Source organism: Paenibacillus sp. FSL M7-1414 (assembly GCF_038003195.1).
GTDB lineage: Bacteria > Bacillota > Bacilli > Paenibacillales > Paenibacillaceae > Paenibacillus > Paenibacillus amylolyticus.
In genome coordinates this window covers 2,312,102-2,334,133 of the sequence record NZ_JBBOOS010000001.1, presented here as the reverse complement: position 1 = coordinate 2,334,133, position 22,032 = coordinate 2,312,102, and the positions used below count along the sequence as shown (strand labels likewise).

Annotated in this window: 19 protein-coding genes; 3 read left to right on the top strand and 16 right to left on the bottom strand. The window is 45.3% G+C overall.

Annotated elements, in window-relative coordinates; all coding sequences use genetic code 11:
* Window positions 1–77: 77 nt before the first annotated feature.
* From MHH92_RS10580 to rpiA, 13 genes are all read right to left on the bottom strand, one after another.
* Window positions 78–1,139, bottom strand: coding sequence for a phosphotransferase (locus MHH92_RS10580; protein WP_340903611.1), 1,062 nt, complete (start codon window positions 1,137–1,139; stop codon window positions 78–80).
* A gap of 92 nt (window positions 1,140–1,231) precedes the next feature.
* Complete coding sequence (locus MHH92_RS10575) at window positions 1,232–1,858, bottom strand: GDSL-type esterase/lipase family protein (RefSeq protein ID WP_017689264.1); 627 nt, start codon at window positions 1,856–1,858, stop codon at window positions 1,232–1,234.
* A 205-nt stretch (window positions 1,859–2,063) separates the two neighbouring features.
* Entirely contained in the window at window positions 2,064–5,231 is a 3,168-nt protein-coding gene (locus MHH92_RS10570) for an MMPL/RND family transporter (protein ID WP_340903609.1), read from the bottom strand.
* The gene (locus MHH92_RS10565; protein ID WP_340903608.1) at window positions 5,228–5,686 is read right to left on the bottom strand and encodes a MarR family winged helix-turn-helix transcriptional regulator; all 459 of its coding nucleotides are present in this window, start codon (window positions 5,684–5,686) and stop codon (window positions 5,228–5,230) included. The genes MHH92_RS10570 and MHH92_RS10565 overlap by 4 nt, the downstream gene beginning before the upstream one ends.
* A 222-nt stretch (window positions 5,687–5,908) precedes the next feature.
* A complete protein-coding gene (locus MHH92_RS10560) occupies window positions 5,909–6,346 on the bottom strand; it encodes a GNAT family N-acetyltransferase (RefSeq protein ID WP_340903607.1) in 438 nt (145 codons plus the stop codon).
* Window positions 6,347–6,401: 55 nt separating this feature from the next.
* Window positions 6,402–6,587, bottom strand: coding sequence for a hypothetical protein (locus tag MHH92_RS10555; protein WP_340903606.1), 186 nt, complete (start codon window positions 6,585–6,587; stop codon window positions 6,402–6,404).
* A 68-nt stretch (window positions 6,588–6,655) separates the two neighbouring features.
* On the bottom strand, window positions 6,656–7,369 hold the full coding sequence (locus MHH92_RS10550; RefSeq protein ID WP_340903604.1) for a class I SAM-dependent methyltransferase: 714 nt from the start codon (window positions 7,367–7,369) through the stop codon (window positions 6,656–6,658).
* Window positions 7,370–7,437: 68 nt separating this feature from the next.
* On the bottom strand, window positions 7,438–8,391 hold the full coding sequence (locus tag MHH92_RS10545) for an alpha/beta hydrolase (RefSeq protein WP_047842434.1): 954 nt from the start codon (window positions 8,389–8,391) through the stop codon (window positions 7,438–7,440).
* Between the two features lie 36 nt (window positions 8,392–8,427).
* A complete protein-coding gene (locus tag MHH92_RS10540; protein WP_340907659.1) occupies window positions 8,428–10,137 on the bottom strand; it encodes an ATP-binding protein in 1,710 nt (569 codons plus the stop codon).
* Between the two features lie 15 nt (window positions 10,138–10,152).
* A complete protein-coding gene (locus MHH92_RS10535) occupies window positions 10,153–11,241 on the bottom strand; it encodes a cobalamin B12-binding domain-containing protein (RefSeq protein WP_340903602.1) in 1,089 nt (362 codons plus the stop codon).
* A 286-nt stretch (window positions 11,242–11,527) separates the two neighbouring features.
* Entirely contained in the window at window positions 11,528–11,989 is a 462-nt protein-coding gene (locus MHH92_RS10530; protein WP_036670259.1) for a MarR family winged helix-turn-helix transcriptional regulator, read from the bottom strand.
* A gap of 15 nt (window positions 11,990–12,004) precedes the next feature.
* Complete coding sequence (locus tag MHH92_RS10525) at window positions 12,005–12,604, bottom strand: GNAT family N-acetyltransferase (RefSeq protein ID WP_253507391.1); 600 nt, start codon at window positions 12,602–12,604, stop codon at window positions 12,005–12,007.
* Window positions 12,605–12,629: 25 nt separating this feature from the next.
* A complete protein-coding gene (gene rpiA / locus MHH92_RS10520) occupies window positions 12,630–13,301 on the bottom strand; it encodes a ribose-5-phosphate isomerase RpiA (protein WP_047842431.1) in 672 nt (223 codons plus the stop codon).
* Window positions 13,302–13,811: 510 nt separating this feature from the next.
* On the opposite strand from rpiA, the gene MHH92_RS10515 reads away from it, so the two are divergent.
* Entirely contained in the window at window positions 13,812–15,554 is a 1,743-nt protein-coding gene (locus tag MHH92_RS10515; RefSeq protein WP_221824293.1) for a methyl-accepting chemotaxis protein, read from the top strand.
* Window positions 15,555–15,633: 79 nt separating this feature from the next.
* Window positions 15,634–19,308, top strand: coding sequence for a non-ribosomal peptide synthetase family protein (locus MHH92_RS10510; RefSeq protein WP_445744705.1), 3,675 nt, complete (start codon window positions 15,634–15,636; stop codon window positions 19,306–19,308).
* Between the two features lie 120 nt (window positions 19,309–19,428).
* Here the strand turns inward: MHH92_RS10510 and MHH92_RS10505 are convergent, their stop codons facing one another.
* From MHH92_RS10505 to MHH92_RS10495, 3 genes are all read right to left on the bottom strand, one after another.
* The gene (locus tag MHH92_RS10505) at window positions 19,429–20,049 is read right to left on the bottom strand and encodes a TraX family protein (RefSeq protein ID WP_340019986.1); all 621 of its coding nucleotides are present in this window, start codon (window positions 20,047–20,049) and stop codon (window positions 19,429–19,431) included.
* Between the two features lie 77 nt (window positions 20,050–20,126).
* A complete protein-coding gene (locus MHH92_RS10500; protein WP_340903596.1) occupies window positions 20,127–20,585 on the bottom strand; it encodes a GNAT family N-acetyltransferase in 459 nt (152 codons plus the stop codon).
* 267 nt (window positions 20,586–20,852) lie between these two features.
* Window positions 20,853–21,326, bottom strand: coding sequence for an RbsD/FucU family protein (locus MHH92_RS10495; protein WP_036609525.1), 474 nt, complete (start codon window positions 21,324–21,326; stop codon window positions 20,853–20,855).
* 231 nt (window positions 21,327–21,557) lie between these two features.
* Between MHH92_RS10495 and MHH92_RS10490 the strand changes: the two genes are divergently transcribed.
* Entirely contained in the window at window positions 21,558–22,004 is a 447-nt protein-coding gene (locus MHH92_RS10490) for a MarR family winged helix-turn-helix transcriptional regulator (protein ID WP_235200756.1), read from the top strand.
* Window positions 22,005–22,032: the final 28 nt, after the last annotated feature.

Below are 22,032 nucleotides of genomic sequence, written 5' to 3'. Positions count from 1 at the left end.
TTTTCTAACCAATAAAAGTGCACTGATCTCTGCCCTCGTATGAGCAGAACCAGTGCACTTTATTCTTAACAACGATATTAATACACCAATATCTCACGCAGTCGTTCTTCATGGAGATGCATCCAGTCGATCCGCTGTTTGAGCTTCACAATCTGCTCCACAGCCACTTCCGGCTCATCTGTACCCTCGAACATCCGACTGATGAAATGCATGACCACATCCAGACTACGCAGTAAAATCAATCGAGGTATAGCCAGCAACTCTTCCGGTTTCAGGCTGACCTGTTCCCGAAATCCCCTGATCATTCCCTCCTGTGCCTGCCACATCCAATCTTCACTCTTGTCCATAGTAAGGAGGTCAGACATCGGAACAGCCAGCTCCATTACCCGCAAATCCCATGTCGCAAATTCAAAATCCAAAATGGCACAGATTTCACCATCCTGCTGATCTACCAATACATTCGAGGCATTCACGTCCCCATGAACCAATTGATGCGGCAGATGTTCCATACCCCGCAGGGCTTCAAACAGATCTGGCAGCGCCTCTCTCAGTTGTTTCAACTCATTTGCACATGCGGCCAATTGCTCCGGCGGCGATGTGCATAGCTGTAATAATCGTTCTGGTGAACAGAGCGGATATGCATCCTGAATTCGATAGTATGGTGGATACACAGGTTCAAGTGGTATATCCAACGTAGCCATAACAGAAGACAGGGCCCCCGCCGCTTTACCGAGCCCTATCAATTGATCTGGTGTATGCCAGATGGGATTGACGCCTTCCCGATAATGAAACAGAGTCACGATTTTGGTATGACCTGTGAGGGTATCTTTTATAGGAAGGAATGTACCTCCCTCGCCAGATGCCCGCCTTACAGGTGATGGTGTATCAAGCTTAATGTTCGAACGTTGGAGGGCTTCCAGCACCTCATGTTCAAAGGCGATTTTCATCGGATCATTATGTGTTTCATATTGTCTCATGACGTAATTAGTCCCGTCTACATGGAGCATGTAAGTAGAATTATTCATCCCACCCTTTCCCCGCTCGCCTTTCCAATCCGATGTAAAACCATATAAGGCCAACACTTCGGATATACGCTGCTGCTCTGAAGGATGGAGGGAACCGGAATCGATGTTTTGCACCAAAAATTAACCCCTTTATCTCACAAAATGGAACTGTCTTCTATTTATCTTAAAGGAAGTCCATCGCTTGGTCTAGCTCTGTTCCAAAGTGATCAAGAGAACGGATAATATCCCGTCCGATTAAGCTGCTCCGCAATGACACGATACCCTCTTGCATTGGGATGCACTCTGTCCCAGAACAACAGTTCACGTTCACGACCTTCAAACCTGTCATATACCTGAGCACACGCATAGTTGCCTGATCCCGCTCCATTCAGAAACGAATTATATTGGCGCACCCAGTACGCAGCTTCCGTCGCTTGTGGATACGGGTTGTACAATCCGATGGATCGGACCATATACTCATGGTTGCCCTTTAACTGCCGAATGTGCCGCATGATCTGGGATACATTACTGCGGGTTTCTCCGAGCACCTGTGTCATTTTGCTGGCATTTGGAATGCCATTACTTGCTTTGAACGTACGAATCAGATCATTCCCGCCAATGGATATGGTAATGATATCCGCTTCACGGAGCGATTGCCGCACTCGGGGATGCGAAGAGATCATCTGCAACATTTCCCCCGACGTCAGTCCATTCACGCCCATATTTTCCATGGATACAAACGTACGAACATTCATTTCTGCCATTCGCCGATATAAAGGAACAAAGCCGGTGCCCAGCAACGCTCCTGTACCTACCGTTAATGAATCTCCTATAGCCACATATCGATATACCATCCCGTCGCCCCTCTCTGCTGTGATTTCTCTGAACAATAATGAACTGCTCTATATCTTATGATTAGTGGCAAGACAAGGCGCGGGATGGTGTCCTTAGGCATGCACCTTTCTTTTTGCATAAAACCATATTTCTTCTTCTGTAGAGGTAAAAAAAAGAAAAAAGCCCTGCCGCATAACGCGGCAGAGCCTGATTCATTGCAATGCATTACATGCCTATGGTCCGATCCGAATCAACGGAATCTGATTGTTCCTTGTTCGGGAACGGCCACCAGTTGGCCCGGCCAAACATCTTCACCATCACTGGGACGAAGAATGGCAGGAACAGCAGAGAGTACAAAATCAGTCCGCTAAGGACTACTGTGGCAATCTGCATCATCGAGAGAACACCGGATGGATACATGGCAGCAAATGTACCGCTCAGAATGACCGCGGCAGATAGAATAACGGTGCCCATGTTCTTCATCGCGTACAACATCGCATCCTGTACTTTCATGCCTTTGTTCTCATTGAAACGGTCCATCAGGAAGATGCTATAATCCACACCTAATGCAATCAGCATAACAAATCCGAAGAACGGAGTAACCCAGCTAATTCCTGCGAATCCGAGGATATTAACAAAGATCACTTCGGTTAACGCCATCGATGTGAAATAAGCCAGTAATAAGGAAACAATCAGATACAATGGCATAATGACCGAGCGAAGCAGTACAACCAGAATAATAAATGTACCCGCCAGCATCAACATTACAGTACGTGTATAGTCGTTATTCGAGATCTCCTGCAAATCTGCAAACGTACTCGTAACGCCACCTATGGCGATGTCTGCTTTTTCAAGCGTACTGCCTTGTACCGCGCGATGTACTGCCGCCTCAATGTCAGGAACACGATCAATGGCTTCTGTTCCGTATGGATTTTCGGCGAAAATAACATCAATCGTCATCGTTTTCCGATCTTCAGACAGATACGTATCAAATACCTGTGTGAAGTCTTTGCTGTTCAGTGCTTCATCAGGAACGTACCAGCCTGCCAGATCGGAATCTGGTGAATTTTGCAATTGCGTCAGGTAGTCCTGCGCTGAATCCAGTCCACCGGATACCTGTTTAATACCATCGACACTTTGATTCAGTCCATCTGTCAGTTGTGTCAGCTGACCACTCAGATCCGAGAAGCCTTGTTGGATTTTCTCCTGACCACCCTGAAGCTGGCCAAGTCCATCCTGAATGGAAGGAATTTCACTAATCACTTTACCCTGACCATCCGCAGCCTGTTTGAGACCGGATTGCAACTGACCGATTCCCGTTACAATCTGGCCCAGGCCATCGGCAAGCGCCTTTTGTCCGGCTGCTGCGGAGGCAAACCCTTCATTGGCCTGATTAATTCCAGCAGCGGCTTCTCCCAGCTTGGTCTTAATCTGACCCAAACCTTGAGCAAGCTGCGCTGTGCCAGAACCTGTTTCACCAATCGTACCTTTGATACGTTGGTAATCAGCATCTTGCTGCAATTCAGGATAACGCTCTTCAAGTGCTGTGAAGGATTCGGACAGACTGGTTAGAGCTGTTGAAACCCCGTTCAGCTGTTGTTCCAGTTCGCGGGTACCATCCCCCAGTGCAGCTACCCCTGCTCCCGCCTGACGATAGGCTTCAAGCAACTGATTGTTCGCCTGCGCAAGTTGATCTGCACTCGTTTTGGCTTGCTGAAGTCCGGCTTTCAGATCACCCGCACCTGCGGAACCATCTCGAATACCTTTTTCAATCTGCCCTAGTCCCTCACTGAGTTGCTTGATACCCGATTGCAACTGGGAGGTTCCTTTGGTAAGCTCACCTGCTCCATCAGCAGCTTCTTTTAACTGTGGTTCATTTTTACTTAGCTGACTGCTGGCTTCACTCAGGCCATCACGGATTTTGTCCAGACCCGTCTTGCCTTCACCCAGTCCATCCGATAATGTTCCGACTTGCTGTGTAACTTCAAAATCTTTAATCTCATCACCCGTAGGTCGTGTCATACTACGGACACCAGAGACTCCGGCTACTTTCTCTACTTCCCGGCTAATTTTCTCGGCAACGGCCATATATTTCGAATTATCCATCGCTTCATCGTTCTGGATGACGATCTGACCCGGCAGCGATTCACCCGGACCAAAGCTGTCAGAGATAATGTTGAATGCTTTTACGGAATCATATTTCTCGCCAATCTCATCGAGACTGTTGAACGACAGTTTGCCATCGTAGGTTGCCAGAAGAGGCACACAGACAGCTGCAACGATGAGCAGCGCAGCCCATGGGCGTTTAAGTGAAAAGCGACCAGCTGCACCATAGATCTTGCTCTCGGCATGTTCAAGTGAACCCTTCGACGGCCAGAATAACTTCTTGCCTAACACCGCCATGAAGAATGGCACGATGGTCACCAAGGCAAGCATCATCACAGCAATACCTACAGCTACGGCAACCGCAGAACGGTACAACATAAACTGGGCAAATCCGATCGCAATGAATCCAACCAGCACAGCTAGTGCTGAGAAGAGTACCGTTTTACCGGCAGTACGATAGGTCGCAATGATGGCATCCCACGTATTCTCATGATGAGCCAGTTCTTCCTTGAACCGACTGATCAGCAGGATGCAGTAATCCGTACCAATCCCAAACATGACTGCGACCATAAAGATCTGTGTAAACGTGGATATCGGGAAGTCCAGCCCATCCACCAGAAATGCAACAATCTGTTGCGATACAATGTAACTGATCCCCACCGTCAGTAGCGGGACAAACGGAGCTACAAACGAACGGAAGACCAGGAACAGAATGAGTAAAATAAAGACAACGGTAATATATTCCGATTTCTTAAGCCCCTCTTGGGAACTTTCAATGGTGTCCTCATCAATCAGACCTTTACCGGTTATGTAGTGCTCCACATTGACGGACTTCAATGCTTCATTCAGGTCTTCCCGCATTTCCTTGACCGTACGATCTCCCTGATCAATGGATAGCGATGTTAGAATCGTTTTGCCATCAGCTGAGATCATCTTCTCTGACAGTTCAGGCTGAGAGAAAGGTTCCAGAATGGACAGAATGCCCAACTTCTCCTTGTCGGCCTCCAAGTTTTTAACGGCCTTCTCTGCCTCTTGTTTCCCCGTGGTACCCAGACCATCCGGATTATAAAATACAAGAGCGATCTGGCTGCCTTGCTGTTCTCCTTTTTGCGCTGCAGCTTCATTCAGAATCGCTGCTGCCTGGGTGGAAGAGTACCCTTCCGGAACCGAAAACTGTCCCTTTTCCCGAATCAGTTCACTCATGTTAGGGGCGGTAAACATCAACACGGCAGCTACAACAACCCATAGCCCCATTAACCACCATCTTGCTTTTAGTATCGTTCTCATTCGTTCTCCCGTCCTCCTTCATGCGTTAGCAAAGCTGCAAGCTTCTCAAAAGATTCAATGAAAATTCGGACTTCTTCCGGTTTAAAATGAACCAGATACGGCTCCAGAATCTGCTGTATTTCCTGTTCTGTTTCCTTGTATACCTGTCGTCCGGTATCCGTCAGTGTCAGATATACAACGCGGCGGTCACGTTCATCTCCGGCACGATGGACCAGATCGCGATCCACCAGCTTGTTGACCAAAGCGGTAATGCTGCTCTTACCTATACACAGAAGCTCTGCAAGATCAGAGGGCGTGCAGAAAGGTTTCTCTTCAATCAGACGAAGTGCGCAGAACTGATCGGTCGTTATGGTCTGCCCCACTTGTTCGCGTATCCGCGTATCAAACCGCTTATTGACCATAAAGGAAGCATCCAAATAGCGGTTCACCAAACTTTTTGCATCCGGTGTACTCATTCTTCATTCTCCTTTCCCAAATCTATATAGTTCACTTAACGAACTATTCTTCTGTGAAACTATTCTATAATGAAACAATCTTACAAAGCAATACTTTTTTCCTGCTTTTTTGATGAAAACGACAAAAAAACAGGACGTCCGACTCAGCTCATTGCCAAATCCAACATCCTGTAATGATTATAATTCATATATTTCTTAAAGTAATAATAAAAAGCCTATGTGCTACTCTTCGTCCGTATCTTCCTCTTTTTCAAGCACACAACGGAATCGCTCCACACCTGGATATAATTCACCCAGACTATATACCACGAACCCCGTATTCCGATAAAACTCGACGGCTTCCAGCTCGGTCTCAGCAATCAGTCTATCAGGATTGTATGTTGCCAACAGCTGTGAGATCATACCACGTCCATAATTTTTAAAGCGGTTTTCAGGCAAAACCGAGATATGATGAATGGTAACCGCACTTGTTCCAGTCTCCTCATATCCAATCAGACCGATCAATTGTCCCTCATCTTCGTAACCGCCCATTTGCAATTCGTCTTTCTCTACATATTGTTGCAACGCACGGTTCAAGTGATCCGGATCAGGAAAGACCGAGTAGGACAATAGTTCCTGTACTTCCGGCTCCTGTATGCGTGATTTCAGATTAATTAACACCTTGATTCCTCCTATACCTTGCTTGTTTCCGTTATCGTATTGTAGTCGTTAGCCTCTAAAAGTTCAAGTCGTGTGCCGATTCAACTCCGATACCCTCCAGCACATTTTGCTCAGCATTGGTATCGTGATAGCGGTTGCAACCATTCTTTTGTACATAGGATAAAATCTTCCCGTTCTGATCTGCGACAGCCACACGCGTGTGACTCCCTCCTCCATCCATCCCTATTACATATGTATTCATCCTTAACCATCTCCCTTCAGACCACACATTAAGACTGCCGGGTCCATTGTCAGGTCCCGGCAGAGAATTTATTGCTTTTGTACAGCGAAACGAAGCAGTTCACAACGAAATTGTGTCGGTTCATCATACTTTTCCTCTTCAATCGTCTGTGTAACATGTTCCTGAAGCAGAATATTCCAGCCTTTGTAGGCATCCTCCAGTATAGCAATCACCTCGGCTGTGGGCAGGTTCAGTTCAATTAATGGTTTAATCTCCTTGCCTGTATTGATTTCTTTCTCCTCCACATTGGTACTCATCGTAATACAATGAATGCCCCCTGTACGAGTTCCGGCCTGTAACCGGTCTATCGCTTCCATGAAGGCTTGCTTATTTGAGACATGTTCCAGACAAGAACAAGCAGCGATATAGTCAAAATAGTTTGGCTCCACAGCATAATGTTCAACATCTGCTTTCACTGCCTGCACGATATGATCAACCTGATATTCTTTCGCATACTTGCGAAGTCCGTCTACGGCCTCATCCAGTAAATCCACACCGATGACTTCACTCTTCGTTTTTGCAAGGCGCTGTGCAATCGGTATCGTATGCCTTCCCACTCCGCATCCCAGATCGAGGACACGCAATTCCTCCTTGTGAGCAAGTAGGCGTTCCAGCATATCCATCACCATAGGCATGGGCCTCGACATCCAGGTACCAGAGGCGAATAATTCATTATTCTGATAGAAATTGGAATGATAACCTTCCTCTGCTTTTCGTGCAGCCTCAAATTGTTCGTTTCCCATCAAGATACCCCCATCGTTTAGTAAATGATTTGCATCTTCTACTTAATACCCAGATTGTCACAAAAAAATCAATTAAAAGCAGGTGACAGATTTTTCTTCATAAAGGATTCCAGTGCCGCCTCATATCCGGTACGATCGACTTGAAACGCTGTTCCATGACCGGCACGGGGGACGGTCAGCAATTCCTTTTCGGTTGGGCAGGCTTCATACAACCTGTACACCATTTCCGTTGGTACAAACGTATCAGCCTCACCATGGATAAATAACACGGGAACGTTAACTTTGGCAAGCTGCTTGAGAGCCGAAGCCTCTCTAAAGGAATACCCTGCTTTCCACCGGGAGATCAGACTTGTGACAGGTATAAACGGAAATGCAGGTAGCTTGTATAATTGCTTCAACTGGAACGTCAGTTCTTCTTCCACGGATGTATACGCACAATCAGATACAATCGCTTTAACCTGAATCGGCAGAACTTCACCACCTGTCATCAGTACGGTTGCTCCTCCCATGGATATGCCGTGCAATATGATTTCCCCTTGTGTACCCACTTTTTCAAGCACCCAGTTGGTCCACTGGACATAATCCTTCCGATCTAACCAACCAAAACCAATGATATCACCTTCACTCTGTCCATGACCTCGATCATCTGGCATGAGTACGTTATAACCATGCTTTTCCGCATAAAACCGGGCGAATCCAGCCATTTCTCTGCCTCTCCCCGAATAACCATGTGCCAGAATAACCGTCTGATTCGACCCTTTATTGGAACCGAGCCATGTACCATACAGTTTTAATCCATCATGTGATTGAAGAGATATCTCTTCTGTAGGCTGAGCATCCAGCCACTTCAGGTCAGAAGCACTGCTAATGATTTCATTGTCCGGTTCAGGCATCAGATTTGGATTATCTACCAAAAACGTTTTTGGCGTACGGCGAATGGCCGTTTTGAAAAAATAAAGCCCTCCTGTCCACAGAAGTGCAAGAACGATCAGTACCAGTACTGCAAGTACGTAGAATAACATGAACGAGCCCTACCCTCTTTCCTTATTAAGATATATTCAATCTTTACTTACTCGTTGCAGTGCTGCACATGCTGCTTGATAGGCGGGTAACAAAGCATCCAGCAAAGGTTCTGCTTTCCGTGATTGACCTTCCTTCGCGAACTGCTCTATCTGAGCAAACAAAGTTGATAAATAACGAATCCCTAGGCTCAAACTCCCTGATTTCAGATCATGGGCTACCTCGGTTGCAGCAACATGGTCACCGGACACAATATGTCTGCGCAGCGCCTCAATTTTGCCCGGTGTATCGGTACGATACATGTCCAACAACATACCAAGGAGTGTACGATCGCCATCGGTGTTTAATTCCGCAATCTCATGTACGATGCTCATATTTAGTACCTCGGTCGGTTCGGAGGATTGCTGCCACTTCTCGATCATCTTACTCAAAATTTCCAGCGTGAAGGGTTTGCCAATAAAGTCATTCATCCCGGCTTCCATACACTTGTCTTTCTCTCCCTGCATGACATTACCTGTCATTGCAATGATTGGTGTGGTATGGCGCATTTCATCCATTTCTATCGAGCGGATTTTGCGTGTTGCCTCCAAACCGTCCATCACTGGCATCATATAATCCATGAGAATCAAACTGTATTTTTTGCTGAGAAAAGCAGCTATTGCCTCTTCCCCATTCACTACAGCGTCCACTTGGGTTATTCCCAGTTTTTTGAGTTGCAACATAACCAGCTGCCGGTTGATGGCATTATCATCGGCCAGCAATACAGATACAGAAGGAGCTTCATCATCCATATCCTGCCCCTGATATTTTTGAGCGGAAGCAACAGACTGGTTAGCGGACTGGTTACCGTCTTTCTTACCAAGTGTAAGTTCGAACCAGAATGTTGATCCTTCACCCTCCTGACTGTCTACTCCAATCTGACCTTCCATCAGTGTAACGAGCGACTTGCAGATCGATAATCCAAGGCCAGTTCCTCCATACTCACTTGAGCGTCCTCGTTCAGTCTGCATGTAGGGTTGAAATAACTGGTTCTGATCTTCTTCCGAGATACCAATCCCCGTGTCTTCGACTTCAAAGCGGATCATTTGTGTAACTTCATCATCTTCCATAAGGGTGACTCGTATCCGCACCATACCTTCTGATGTGAATTTGTTCGCATTCTGAATTAGATTGATCAGTATCTGTGTAATTCTCGTTGAATCCCCTTCAAGAAGGGTAGAGATTCTGGGGTCACAGTCTATCGATAACTGATTTCCGTTCTTTCTGACTTGGGGTTCGAGCAAACGAACGATATAGTTTATCGTCTCTTGCAGATCCACTTCTCCCAGTTCAAGTCGCATCTGCCCCGCCTCAAGTTTGGACAGATCCAGAAGATCCTGAATCAGCTTAAGCAGCAGTTTGGCAGCATCCTGTATAACGGAAACGGAATTCTCCTGTTCTTCAGACAAGGGAGACAACTTCAGCATCTCAGCCATCCCCAATATGCCATTTAATGGCGTACGAAAATCATGACTGATGCCTGCAATAAATGCGATTTTTGAATCACCTGCATCTACTGCTTGCTGACGTGCAGCTTCAAGACTGTTATTGTTCTTTGCAAGCAGACGCTGGAGTGTCACCAGTTCATTATTCATATCCGAGAATTCCGTAAGTGTCCGTTCCTCTTGCTCTTTACTCCGGATCATCTGATCTGATAACTGCTCAATCGTTCTGCGTAGCCTCTGTATCTCTCCGCTCTCATTAGACATCACAACATCCCTCTCCTAATCCCTAACCATATCAAGATAATTACATGTAACTGGCTGAGACAGCAATTGTTCTGCAACCGCTACCGCTTCATCGGCTCCTGGAGCATAACCATCAGCTCCTATCGTTTTCCACAACTCCTGATCAATATTAAAGGGATATCCCCCCACCATAATCTTCACATGTGCCGTTGCCGGATGATGACGGATCAGATGAATCAACTCTTTGGCCAGATGAAGGTGATACGTCATCGTAACTGAAATCGCAACAACATCGCCCTGATGCCGCTGTATAGCCTCTATGACACTTCCATTGGGAACATTGGCTCCCAGATAGTGCGTATCCCAACCTTCCATCTCGAACACATCTGTGAGCATACGCAGTCCGATCTCATGTTGCTCACTGCCTACACAGGTAGCCACTAGTTTTTTATCCTGACCCGTATGAATTAGCCAGCGAGAATAAAGACGTGATATGAATGACTGGGTCGCTGCCGTACAAAAGTGTTCTTGCCCCACACTGATACGATGGCATTGCCACAATCGTCCAATTTCATATTGGGTAGGCTGAAAGATATATCGATAAATGTCACGAATCGTCACCCCGGCTTCTAACTGGGCTTCAATGATCTCAAAGGCTTCTTTCCGCTTATTCTCTAGCAAGCACTGTAAGTAAGATTGCGCAGCATCTCCATATGGCATGGATTCGTTGATGTAACCCGCCTGTGACTCCAAGTGTGTTGTTCTATATATTCCCATCTCCAGATACTCGAGCAGAAGTGACTTTGACGGATGGTCAAATTCTTCTTCCAAGGTCTCTTTTATCAGATTGAGATTAATCGCCAGGTCTTCTGGTGATACCTTATAACCCTCAAGTAGAACTTTCAGCCAGGCAATATAATGAGTAAACAGACCTGGACTCTGTACGAGCGCACTTTCTGCCAAATAGTTCAAGCTATACTCCGAATCCTGTTTGGTTCGCATTTTTCCATTCTCGCCAAATCGCTCAAGTAAATCGGGCTGTCTGAGATACTGTTTCTCCGTTATTTTATCAGCTAAGTTCGCAGATTCTTGGAGCAAACGTTCTCCTGCTTCTTGATGACTCATAGATGCACCCCTCCTCATACCCGCATCCTACTCAATCTTCATTCGTGACTAATCCAGAATGAGATTGATGTTAGCTGACTTGCAATCGGGATAGGTTCTTCTACTTGATCCAATCCATCCATTCCGCTCTTAAATCGTTATGTTCCATTATACATGAACTTTCGATAATCATGTTTTACACACGATGAATGTATAGAACAATCTTCCTATATTATGGAGTGCCTTGCAAGTCAGTCAGCCAGTATATACCTGTACTTTTCGAGATCCACAAAAAAACTGACCTGCGTTATGAACGCAAGTCAGTTTTCCCTTCTGCCGCCAGTCCCAGCTTCTTCAACATCTTAATCGCAGCTACTTTCTCGGAAGGGTCAAGTCCTTCCAAAGCATCAATGATGACCTGATGGTGTTGAGGAAATATCTGTGTGAACAGTTCTCTTCCTTCCTCGGTTAACTCAGCGTAAATGACACGCCGATCTTCCTTGGATGGTCGACGAAACAGCAGATTTTTATTTTGCAACTTATCTACAACATACGTAATATTACCACTGGACATTAACACCTTTTCACCAATCTTTTGCAATGCCTGTGGTCCCTTATGATATAACAAATCAAGCACACCAAATTCTGTCGTATTCAGTCCGTGACTCTGGATGTCCCGATTGGAACGTGAGGTCACAGAATTGTAGGCCCGAACAAGAACCACGAATAATTGTAAAGACAGTTCCCGGTTGTCCTCCGTGTTCAGCATTTCAATAATCCTCCATCAGTTGTTTACATTTCGGCTCGTATGAGGGGCCAGCTTCTGCTCCCACTCCTCACGGAGCATCCCCATACGAATTGAATCATAATATTGCCCGCGAACGATACGACACTTCCGCATTCGACCCTCCACCTGTAATCCGGCTTTCACAGCCGCACGCATCATACGTTTATTACCAGACCAAGTAGTCAATCCAACCCGAACCAAAGGCATCTGTTCGAACAAATGACTTGACCACATGACAAGTGAGCGTGTGCCAACCCCGCGTCCCCACTGGACAGATCTGTATATTACAATCCCCATTTCCAGCCACATGGATAACTCATCTTCTATGTAATAGCTGATTGTACCCACAATTTGTCTGTCGGATTCAATAATACGGATTGATACGGGTTTGGAATCGCCTGGACCTACTTCCATACGTTTGAGCATACCTTGTTCAAAACTTTCATAACTTTCGTGTTTAAGTGGGTAATAGGGTGCATCCCATTGCTTCCATTCAGGTATGTCATCACTGTAGATCAATTCGTAGAGTTCTTTCAGATCCTGTTTCTCCACACACCTGAGTACAAGTTCACCATCAACGATTGGCAGTTCTTTCATACGATGAAAAGCACCCTCTTCCATATTAAGAACGATGAAGTTCTTCGATACTTCCGTCCGCATTGGCAAGAATGACTGTACTAGCCATATCCACAAATAGTCCGTTATCAACAACACCTGGTAACATGTTCAATTGAACATTAAGGTCCGCAGCGTGATCAATCGCCTCCAAGTGGCAATCTGCTATCAGGTTTCCGTTGTCTGTCAGATAACGTTGCTGTCCATCCATCCGCCACTGTGGTTGACACCCCAATTTTTCAAGCGCCTGGAAGGTCCACTCAGAAGCAAATGGAACCACCTCAACTGGAAGCGGGAATTTCCCCAACTTTTGCACGGCTTTGCTGCCATCCGCTACAATAATCAATTTGTCACTATTGGCCGCCACGATTTTCTCACGCAAAAGAGCCCCGCCCCCCCCTTTAATCAGGTTAAATTCGGGATCAACTTCATCAGCACCATCAATGGTCAGATCCAGACGTCCAATCTGGTCAAATGGGACGATGGGAATCCCCCATTCACGGGCAAGCTTGTCTGAAGCCTCTGAAGTGGCAACCGCTTGAATGTTCAATCCATCACGTACCCGCTCACCGATCCGACAGATGGCATAATAAGCTGTTGAACCTGTACCCAATCCAACCTTCATTCCATCTTCAACATATTCTGCCGCACGCTCTGCTGCTATCTGTTTAAGATTCATCTATAAACCCCCGCTGCTCATAATTTGAGAAATGCATATGTAGTTATTATAGATAAAACCGCTTCCGATGTATATCCGTGCCTTCTGTTGCATCTCTGCCATCATATTTTTGTTTTGTTGAAGGATGTATTTTTACCCACCATGTTATAGAATACAGAATGAAGCTAAAAAATGGGAAATTTTAAAATAAACAGTTCTAAATACCTATAAACCATCTGATATGTCCATAAATACGTAAAATATTAAAAAAAATTTAACGATACTATTCAATTTAACGACATTTTATACGACATATTAATTATAGATGTGTTTTAATAATTAGACACCTATGGTTCATACGGTACATAAGTCTCTACGAAAGCGACTGATAAACCAAGACCATGGTCGCATAAATTTCCTTTGGAGGGGATCACGGAATGATCTAGTTCACTGTACCAATGCAACCCTAAAGTTTCTTAATTTAAAGAAGATCAGGAGTGGAATTTAGTGAAATCATTAAGTTGGAAAAGCATGTCGTTTTTCTCCAAAAATTTGTTACTCTCATTTACCAATATCGTTATCATCGGGGTAGCACTTATCGCAAGCAGTTACTATTTTCAAAAAACAGTTCTTGTTGATCAACTGCATGGACAGGTGGAACAAATTACCAAAAAGTGGGCTGAAGATATCAACCCTACCGAGGTACAAGCTGCTATTACGGAAGGTAGCTATGATGGAGCAACACAAACGAAATTACGAGCGTATTTCGATGAGATGCAAGAATATTATCCTAACATTGCACAAGCCTACATCTTCGGTGTTGAGCTCGGTGGCGATAACAAGAGATTAACTTCCCTTGTAGCGATGCCGACCAATCTAAGAGAAGCTTTTCAAAGTGAGAACGTAAATATTGGTGACATGTATGAGCAGCCGGTCGTTGTAGCCAATGCACTGAAAGAAATGCTTAATACGGATCGCCCAACATTCACAACATTTTATTCCGATGATTTCGGAACATGGACAACCATTGCATATCCAATCAAAGACAGCAACGGTAAGATTTTCTCATATTTTGCCGTTGATGCAGATGCATCAGCCGTACCCGCGGGACTAAACTCCTTGCTCAAAAACGGAATTATCATCCTTGTGGCCTTCTTGCTGTTATTCCTGATTATCCAATACCTTGTAGTTAAAAACACACTTTCCCCTATCCGTCACTTGATCAAAGGAATTGATGACGTAAGTCGGGGTAATTTGAATGTCAACATTCCGACAGGCAAAGACGATCTGGGACTCGTTAACGAGAAGTTCAACACCATGGTTCGCAAAATCAACGATACTATCGTTAAAGTGCAAATCACATCACAAGAAGTAAATCAGTCTGCCAAAGAGCTATATGAAGTTTCCGAACGCAACAGTGAGAATGCAGATTCTATCAATAACAATGTGACTCAAATCACTTCCAACATTCGTTCACAGGAACAGGCAACCCGGGATAGTGCACGTGCCATGTCCGAGATGGCTACCGTAATCCAGACGATTGCCAGTAGCTCCGCAAGTGTAGCGGATGAAGCCTATGAGATGGAACGTCGTTCACAACAAGGTAACAGTGTTGTCCGTCAGGTATCCGAACAGATGAATCTGATTACGGAATCGGTTAAGAATACCGCTTCTGCCATTGAGGTTCTGGAGAGTCGTTCACAGGAAATCGGCGATATTCTCAATATCATCTCAGGTATCTCCAGCCAGACTAACTTGCTTGCTCTTAATGCTTCCATTGAAGCAGCTCGTGTTGGTGAAGAAGGAAGAGGATTTGCAGTTGTTGCAGGTGAAGTACGCAAACTTGCCGAGCAGTCTGAACAAGCAACCAGCCAGGTTGGCGTATTGATCCAAGAGATTCAAGCTGGAATTAAACAAGCTGTACGTGCAATGGAACAAGGTACGTCAGAAGTAGATACAGGACTCAGTGTAGCCGATCAAACAGGACAACTGTTCGAAGATATTTTAGAAGCAGCGAAAAAAGTATCTAATCAGATTCAGGAAGTATCAAGCGCGACAGAAGAAATCTCTGCGGGTACGGAGGAAATGACCGCTACAGCGGACGACTTGTCTTCAAGCGTAAGTAAGACAGCAAACAGCAGTGAACAAATTTCCTCATCTGTTGATGAGCAAAAAGCATCTTTGATTACACTGGTAGACTCCTCCACACGCCTTAACAGCATGTCTGAGGAACTCCAAGAATTGATCTCTCATTTCAATGTAAGCAAACAATAATTCAAATCCACAAACATTCGGTTTGAACCAAGGAGGAATAACTGAAGTGATTGAAAACCAACCATCTTCTTCCCATTCCATGGAATCTAGCTTGCCAGTTCTGCAGATTCCACTGGATTTTGGGCGACGTCAACAATCATTCTCTTATCAGTCTGCTCAAATCACATTACATGCTTCTCTGAGCCGTGAACTTAAACAGAAGTATGGAGAACAGATGGTGTACCCGGTACTCCTCTCAGCTTATGCAGCCTTGTTATTCCGATTGTCAGCTGAACAGGAACTTGCCATAGGTATACTTTCCCCCGATCAGGCAGCTTCCTATCTTTCTTTACAGATTCAGGGGAAATTGACCTTCAACCAACTATGTCATCAGGTTTCAGAGCAGCTCAAGATTGAATACACGTTGCAAAACGGTGGATACCCTGAATCGTTTTTTATGCTGAATAGTGTACAGTTGCCTCAAGCTCCTCAAATATTAAATTGGAACGTTCGAGATGATCAGAACATGCTCATCCTCGATCTGTTCTATGATAGTTCACTGTTAAAAGAGTCTACCGTGCTGAGATATGCAGAATATTATCAGACTCTTCTACTCGCCCTTGTGCGTGACGGTGAGAAAGCAATCGGTACGGTAGATATTCTTTCCGCCTCAGATCGATTGCTTTACCGTGAAATGAATGATACTTCTGTTCTTGAACCAGAGAATCAAACGGTTCATGGCTGGTTCGAAGCAACGGCAGCGGCATATCCGGATTCACCAGCGATAACATCGCCATACAAAAGTTATACGTACAGGGAATTGAATGAACGAGCTAATCAGGTTGCACGTGTTCTGTTATCCAATGGATTGCAGAAAGGTGAATTCGTCAGTATCTTTATGGATCGAAGTCTGGAGACGATCATATCCCTGCTTGGTATTCTGAAGGCAGGTGGTGCATATGTTCCGATCGACCCTGAGCACCCACAAGAACGTAACAGCTATATCGTGGAAGATACGGCGTCCTCCTTCGTGCTGACAACGGAAGCTTCTTATGCCCAAGCTTCCAGCTTGTTCTCCAGTATAGCTACGGTCCGTCAGATTCTCTCTGTGGATGGTCGTTTAGCCGGATTTGCAGCAAGTAACCCCAATCTGGATATTCAGCCGGATGATCTTGCGTATATTATCTACACGTCAGGGTCGACCGGTAAACCCAAAGGTGCACTGATTGCCCACCGGGGTGTAACCAATCTTGGCAGTGTGGTTCAGCGTGATTGTGACATTCAACCAGGAGATGTATTAACCCAGTTTGCTACATACAGCTTTGATGCATCCGTGTGGGATACCATCGGCGCCTTGTTCTATGGAGCAGAATTATATCTGTTGTCTGCGGAAGAACGTGTATCCGTTGAAGAATTCGCAAGTGCAATTGAACGTACAGGAACAACCATCATTACGATACTGCCTACGATTTTCTTCAATCAGCTTGCTTCCTACTTATCCGATGAAGGTTTCCACAAGCTGGCCAAAGTCAGAATCATTACTGTAGCCGGAGAAGCGTTATATGGTGAACAGGTTCGTGCCTTCCAGCGCAAATTCGGAAACCAGATTGATATTGTTAATGTGTACGGACCTACCGAATGTACAGTAGCCACAACTACTCACCGCATCAGTGAGCAGGTTCCTGAACATGTGGTGAACATCCCTATCGGTAAACCGATTCATAACTACAAAGTATACATTGTAAATGAAGAACAACAGCTCTGTCCGGCAGGTGTACCTGGTGAGGTATATATTGCTACCCCTGCATTGGCCAAAGGTTATCTGAATCAGCCAGAACGTACAGCGCAAGCATTCATTGAGAACCCGTTTGCGATAGGTGAGAAAATCTACAAGTCTGGCGATATTGCCAAATTGCTGGATACCGGGATGCTGGAATATGTTGGTCGCAGTGACTCTCAGTTAAAAATTCGTGGTCACCGGATTGAGATCGGGGAGATTGAAGATCACTTTGCACGGCTTGATCAGATCCAGAACGTTGCCGTCATTCCGAAGAAAGAATCCGATGGACAAAATATGCTGGTTGGTTACTTTACATCGAAAGATGGCAGTACCCTCTCTGTTTCGGACATCAAGGCAGAACTGACGGAGAAACTTCCTTCTTATTTTGTACCAAAGTGGATCTGTCAGCTGGATGAAATGCCGATTGCACCAACTGGAAAAATCAATCGCAAAGCGATGATATCTCTGCCTCATGTGGAACGACATGAAGATCGCCCTGACCGGGTCATGCCTGAGACGGAGACGGAATCCATTATCCTGGACGCATGGAAAGAAATCCTTCAGCACGATGACTTCGGTGTCGAAGACAGCTTCTTCAATATCGGTGGTGATTCACTCCGGGTCATTCATGTACTGGTCATTCTGAAGCCACATTATCCACAGCTGAAAATCGCCGACTTCTTTGCCGAGAAAACAGTCCGCGCTCTCGCTCGTCGTGTGGAAGTATTGGCTCTCAGTGCAGCAGTAGTTACGGATTCAGTGGTGACCGAAGGTATGATTACACAACTATCCGAACACCCTGTGGAGCTAACATCCCAGTTGGGTTATCCGCTCATTCGTGAACCTGAGCATGTGTTACTGACCGGAGCGACTGGTTATCTGGGCTCTCATGTGCTGCAACAGTTAATTCTGAATTCCAGCACACGAATCTACACCCTTGTTCGTCGACCTTCCAATGGAATAACTGCAATGGAACGTTTGACTAACGTGCTGGAAGGATATTTCGGCAAACAACTGACTGACCAACTCTCCACTCGCGTGGAGATTATTGAAGGGGATCTCGAACAACTTAATCTCGGTCTGTCCGATGAACAAAGGGCTTATGTTCAGGATCGAATTGACCGTGTCATCCACTGCGCTGCAGACGTACGTCATTTCGGCGATGCCGATCAGTTCGCCAAAACAAACGTGGAAGGAACGGTCGCATTGCTAGACTTGATTCGTAGCAAACCAGGTGCTTCCTTCCACCATGTATCCACGATGGGTATTCCGGAAGATCTGGCACTCAGCGGACAATGGGAATCTTCCCTGCAATATGATCGGTTCCCGGCTGACTTGCATGTGGACAACCTGTATTCGGACAGCAAGCTTGAAGCCGAGAAAGTGCTCATGATTGCGGCAGAGGAAGGTGTACCTGTCAGCATCTATCGTGCAGGTAATCTCACTTGCCACTCCGAAACTGGACGCTTCCAGTCCAATATTGATAGCAACGCCTTTTATCGTATGATTAAAGCGATGTTATTGCTCGGCAAGGCTCCTGCGGCTGACTGGATGGTTGATTTTACACCGATCAACTATGCAAGTGAAGCTATCGTTCATCTGGCCTTACGTCAGGATACCGCTGGTCGTGTATTCCACATCTGTAATCCGGAGCCCATCCGTTATGATGAGCTGATCCGTTCTGTGAATCGGGCTGGTTACGAAGTCGAAACGCTACCATTCGCGGATTACACACGTTGGTTGTTCGATGCCAGCATCAGCAAAGAGCCGGAAGCTCTTCAGTTGGCTATTGCACAGCTTGAAGGCGACGGTGCGAAGGATTCAGCATATATCTATGCTTGCCCTGTCACCACGGCTTATGTGGAACCTGCCGGTATCTCATGTGCAAAAACAGATGATCGCTTCATCTCCGCCATGTTAGACTACGCCGTTCAGATTGGATATTTCCCGTCTGCAATCCGGCGCCATAACGGCACTTCTACAGCGATGGAGTAAGTTCACTTTATCATTAGCATTTAATTAATAAATAAGGTCACACGAAAGAAGCCATCTTATCGTCATTCACTGACGATGAAAGTGGCTTCTTTGTTTTTGGCTTCATTCCGGATCACTCTTTTAGACCCATCGGATAATTGCAATGATGGCAAGATGCGCTGGATAGAAATAACGCCAGACCCAACGTGGCCCCTTCATACGGAATCCCGCTTGGTAATACTGAGCAATAGCAATGCCGGCGGTTGCGAGCACACTATACATTTGCACAGAGCTGTTATGCAGCAGAAGATATAGTCCATTTAACACGACATGTGCTACGACAAGTACAGGACCCTGGAAATAGCGGAATAACAGAACCAATAACAACCCGTACATCCCGTAATCCATTTGGCTAATTTCCATGAACCAACCTGCTCCAATTACAATCGGAATCGCCAGTAGTTTGGATGGCAATTTATCAATAACGAATAATACCAACAGGGCTGACCACAATGTCCATACCACGTTCAGAGAATAATGATTAAACGCAGCCATGAACGGCACCTGTGATATGATCGCGATCCAGAACAGCCGCCATATGTATTTTTGTACGTCTCGTGTATGTTTATAACCGACATACACTGCAAAAGCATAGATTGGAAAAGCGATACGGCCTATGATCCTCAACTCTATAATATGTGGAAAAAAGACAGCCCCTATATGATCAATTAACATCGTGATCATGGCAATCCACTGCATCATGTTGCGACTCCCCTCCCTTGTTGCCGACGACACGAGTGTGCCATTCATTCATATAGTGAGTCTTTTCGAGCAACCTCTTATACATTAAGTTCATAATACATGAATTTGGTATCCTGTGCATATCCTTCGGATTCATATAAAGCTTGCGCTTGTTTGTTACTTAACTCAGTTGAGAGTGATATACGAAGAACTCCTCGCTCAGATGCCAATTGCTTGGCTGCTTGCAAGAGCTTCCTGGCAATGCCTTGCTGACGATAATCCGTATGCACATATAGATCATTAAGCACCCAGACAGGCCCCATCGATACCGAACTGAAACTGGGATACAGTTGAACGAATCCAGTACAAATAAAGCCATTCGAGATTGGCTTTTCTGCTACCAAAATCACCGATTCATGGCCTTCCATTCGTTCTCTAATATACTGACGTGCTGCCTCAATGTCAGCATTTTGGTTGTAGAACATCCTGTATTCATTAAACAATTGTCCCACTTCGTTACTATCAAGAAGACCCGCTTGTCTGATTCGGTGTTGCATTTTACTCAACTCCTCTGGGATGGAGACCATCGTCTCCTCGTTTGTATTTCTTTCAATTGTAAAACAGTCCTTCCCTTTTCCCCATTCATCATCTGCATCAAAGTTTGTAGTATCTTGAGCAGTGAGCTGACATTCGTTCATGCGCGTTTCCAGATTGCATCCTGCTTATCTAGTCCATGCCAATTCTGTACGTTTTGTTATATTTACTTCGTATTGGCAAAAATAAAAAGGCGACCAAAGCATCCACTGCTCCGTCGCCGTAATTATTCAGTTCGATTCAGCATTCTGCTGTTCCTGACCAGGATCAGCATCGGGGAAAATGACACCTTTTTTCAAAATCAGATTGGCATATTGCGCTCGCTCACCAGTTGCAACAATCACATAGGCATTCGAAGCACGTTTATAAAAATCAAATCGCTCTTCATGATCAAAAGCATCCGTTATGCCTTCATATTCTTCAATCAACCGGCGATAGTCTTCCCATATGATCGGGATCACCTGATCCCCTTTCACAACCTGCATGACAGCAGCGGGACGCTCAGCATAGGTATCCAGTGGATATAATTGCAGGATGGCATCCAACAGTTCAACAACTCCCAGTGCATCACAACGTACCAGTCGCTTGGCATGACTGGCTGCGGGGAAATTGCCATCCGCCAGAACCAACTCGTCTCCATGGCCCATTTCGGACATGATTTTGAGTAACTCTGGAGGTATTATTGCGGGTATATTCTTTAGCATACACAGCTCTCCTTGTTCATCTCCAACATTAGTTAGAGCAGATTGGTTTTCTCCATTTTTCAAGCACGCTAGACATCGATTCTATAAGAGCGGTTTCATTACTATTCTAACAGTATTTTTGGATCATTGCACAGCGCACACGTAAGTTCGATATGAGAATATTTCATTTTGACAAAAATACTTGTTTGACATATAGTTGTTGTAACAACTAATTAATTGGGACATTTTATTATGGAAGCGAGGTCTAGCAATCACATGGACTATACACTGGAACAATCTGTTGGATTCATGCTGGGTTTCACACATCGTAAAGCTGTAGCTTTACTTGCGACACGATTCAAACCTTATGATATTACGACAGAGCAATTTTCTGTTCTCTTTAATGTTGACCGCGGTGAAGGTGTGAATCAGAAGGAGCTCGCTGCACGTGTCTTCAAAGACCAACCCACCACTGCGCGGATTATTGATCTGCTTGAGAAAAAAGGCTGGGTAGAACGCCGGACCAGCGAACAGGATCGCAGAGCCTACCTGTTATATCTCACCACGGAGGGCAAAGCGTTAATTGATATCCTCGTTCCGATTGAAAGAGAAATGAATAAAGAACTTGCTGAAGGTATATCCGAAGACCAGATGGAAGCATTTAAACATACTCTTTCCCTCATTAACCGCAACTTGTAATGAATCACAACTCAGGGGGAATACATCA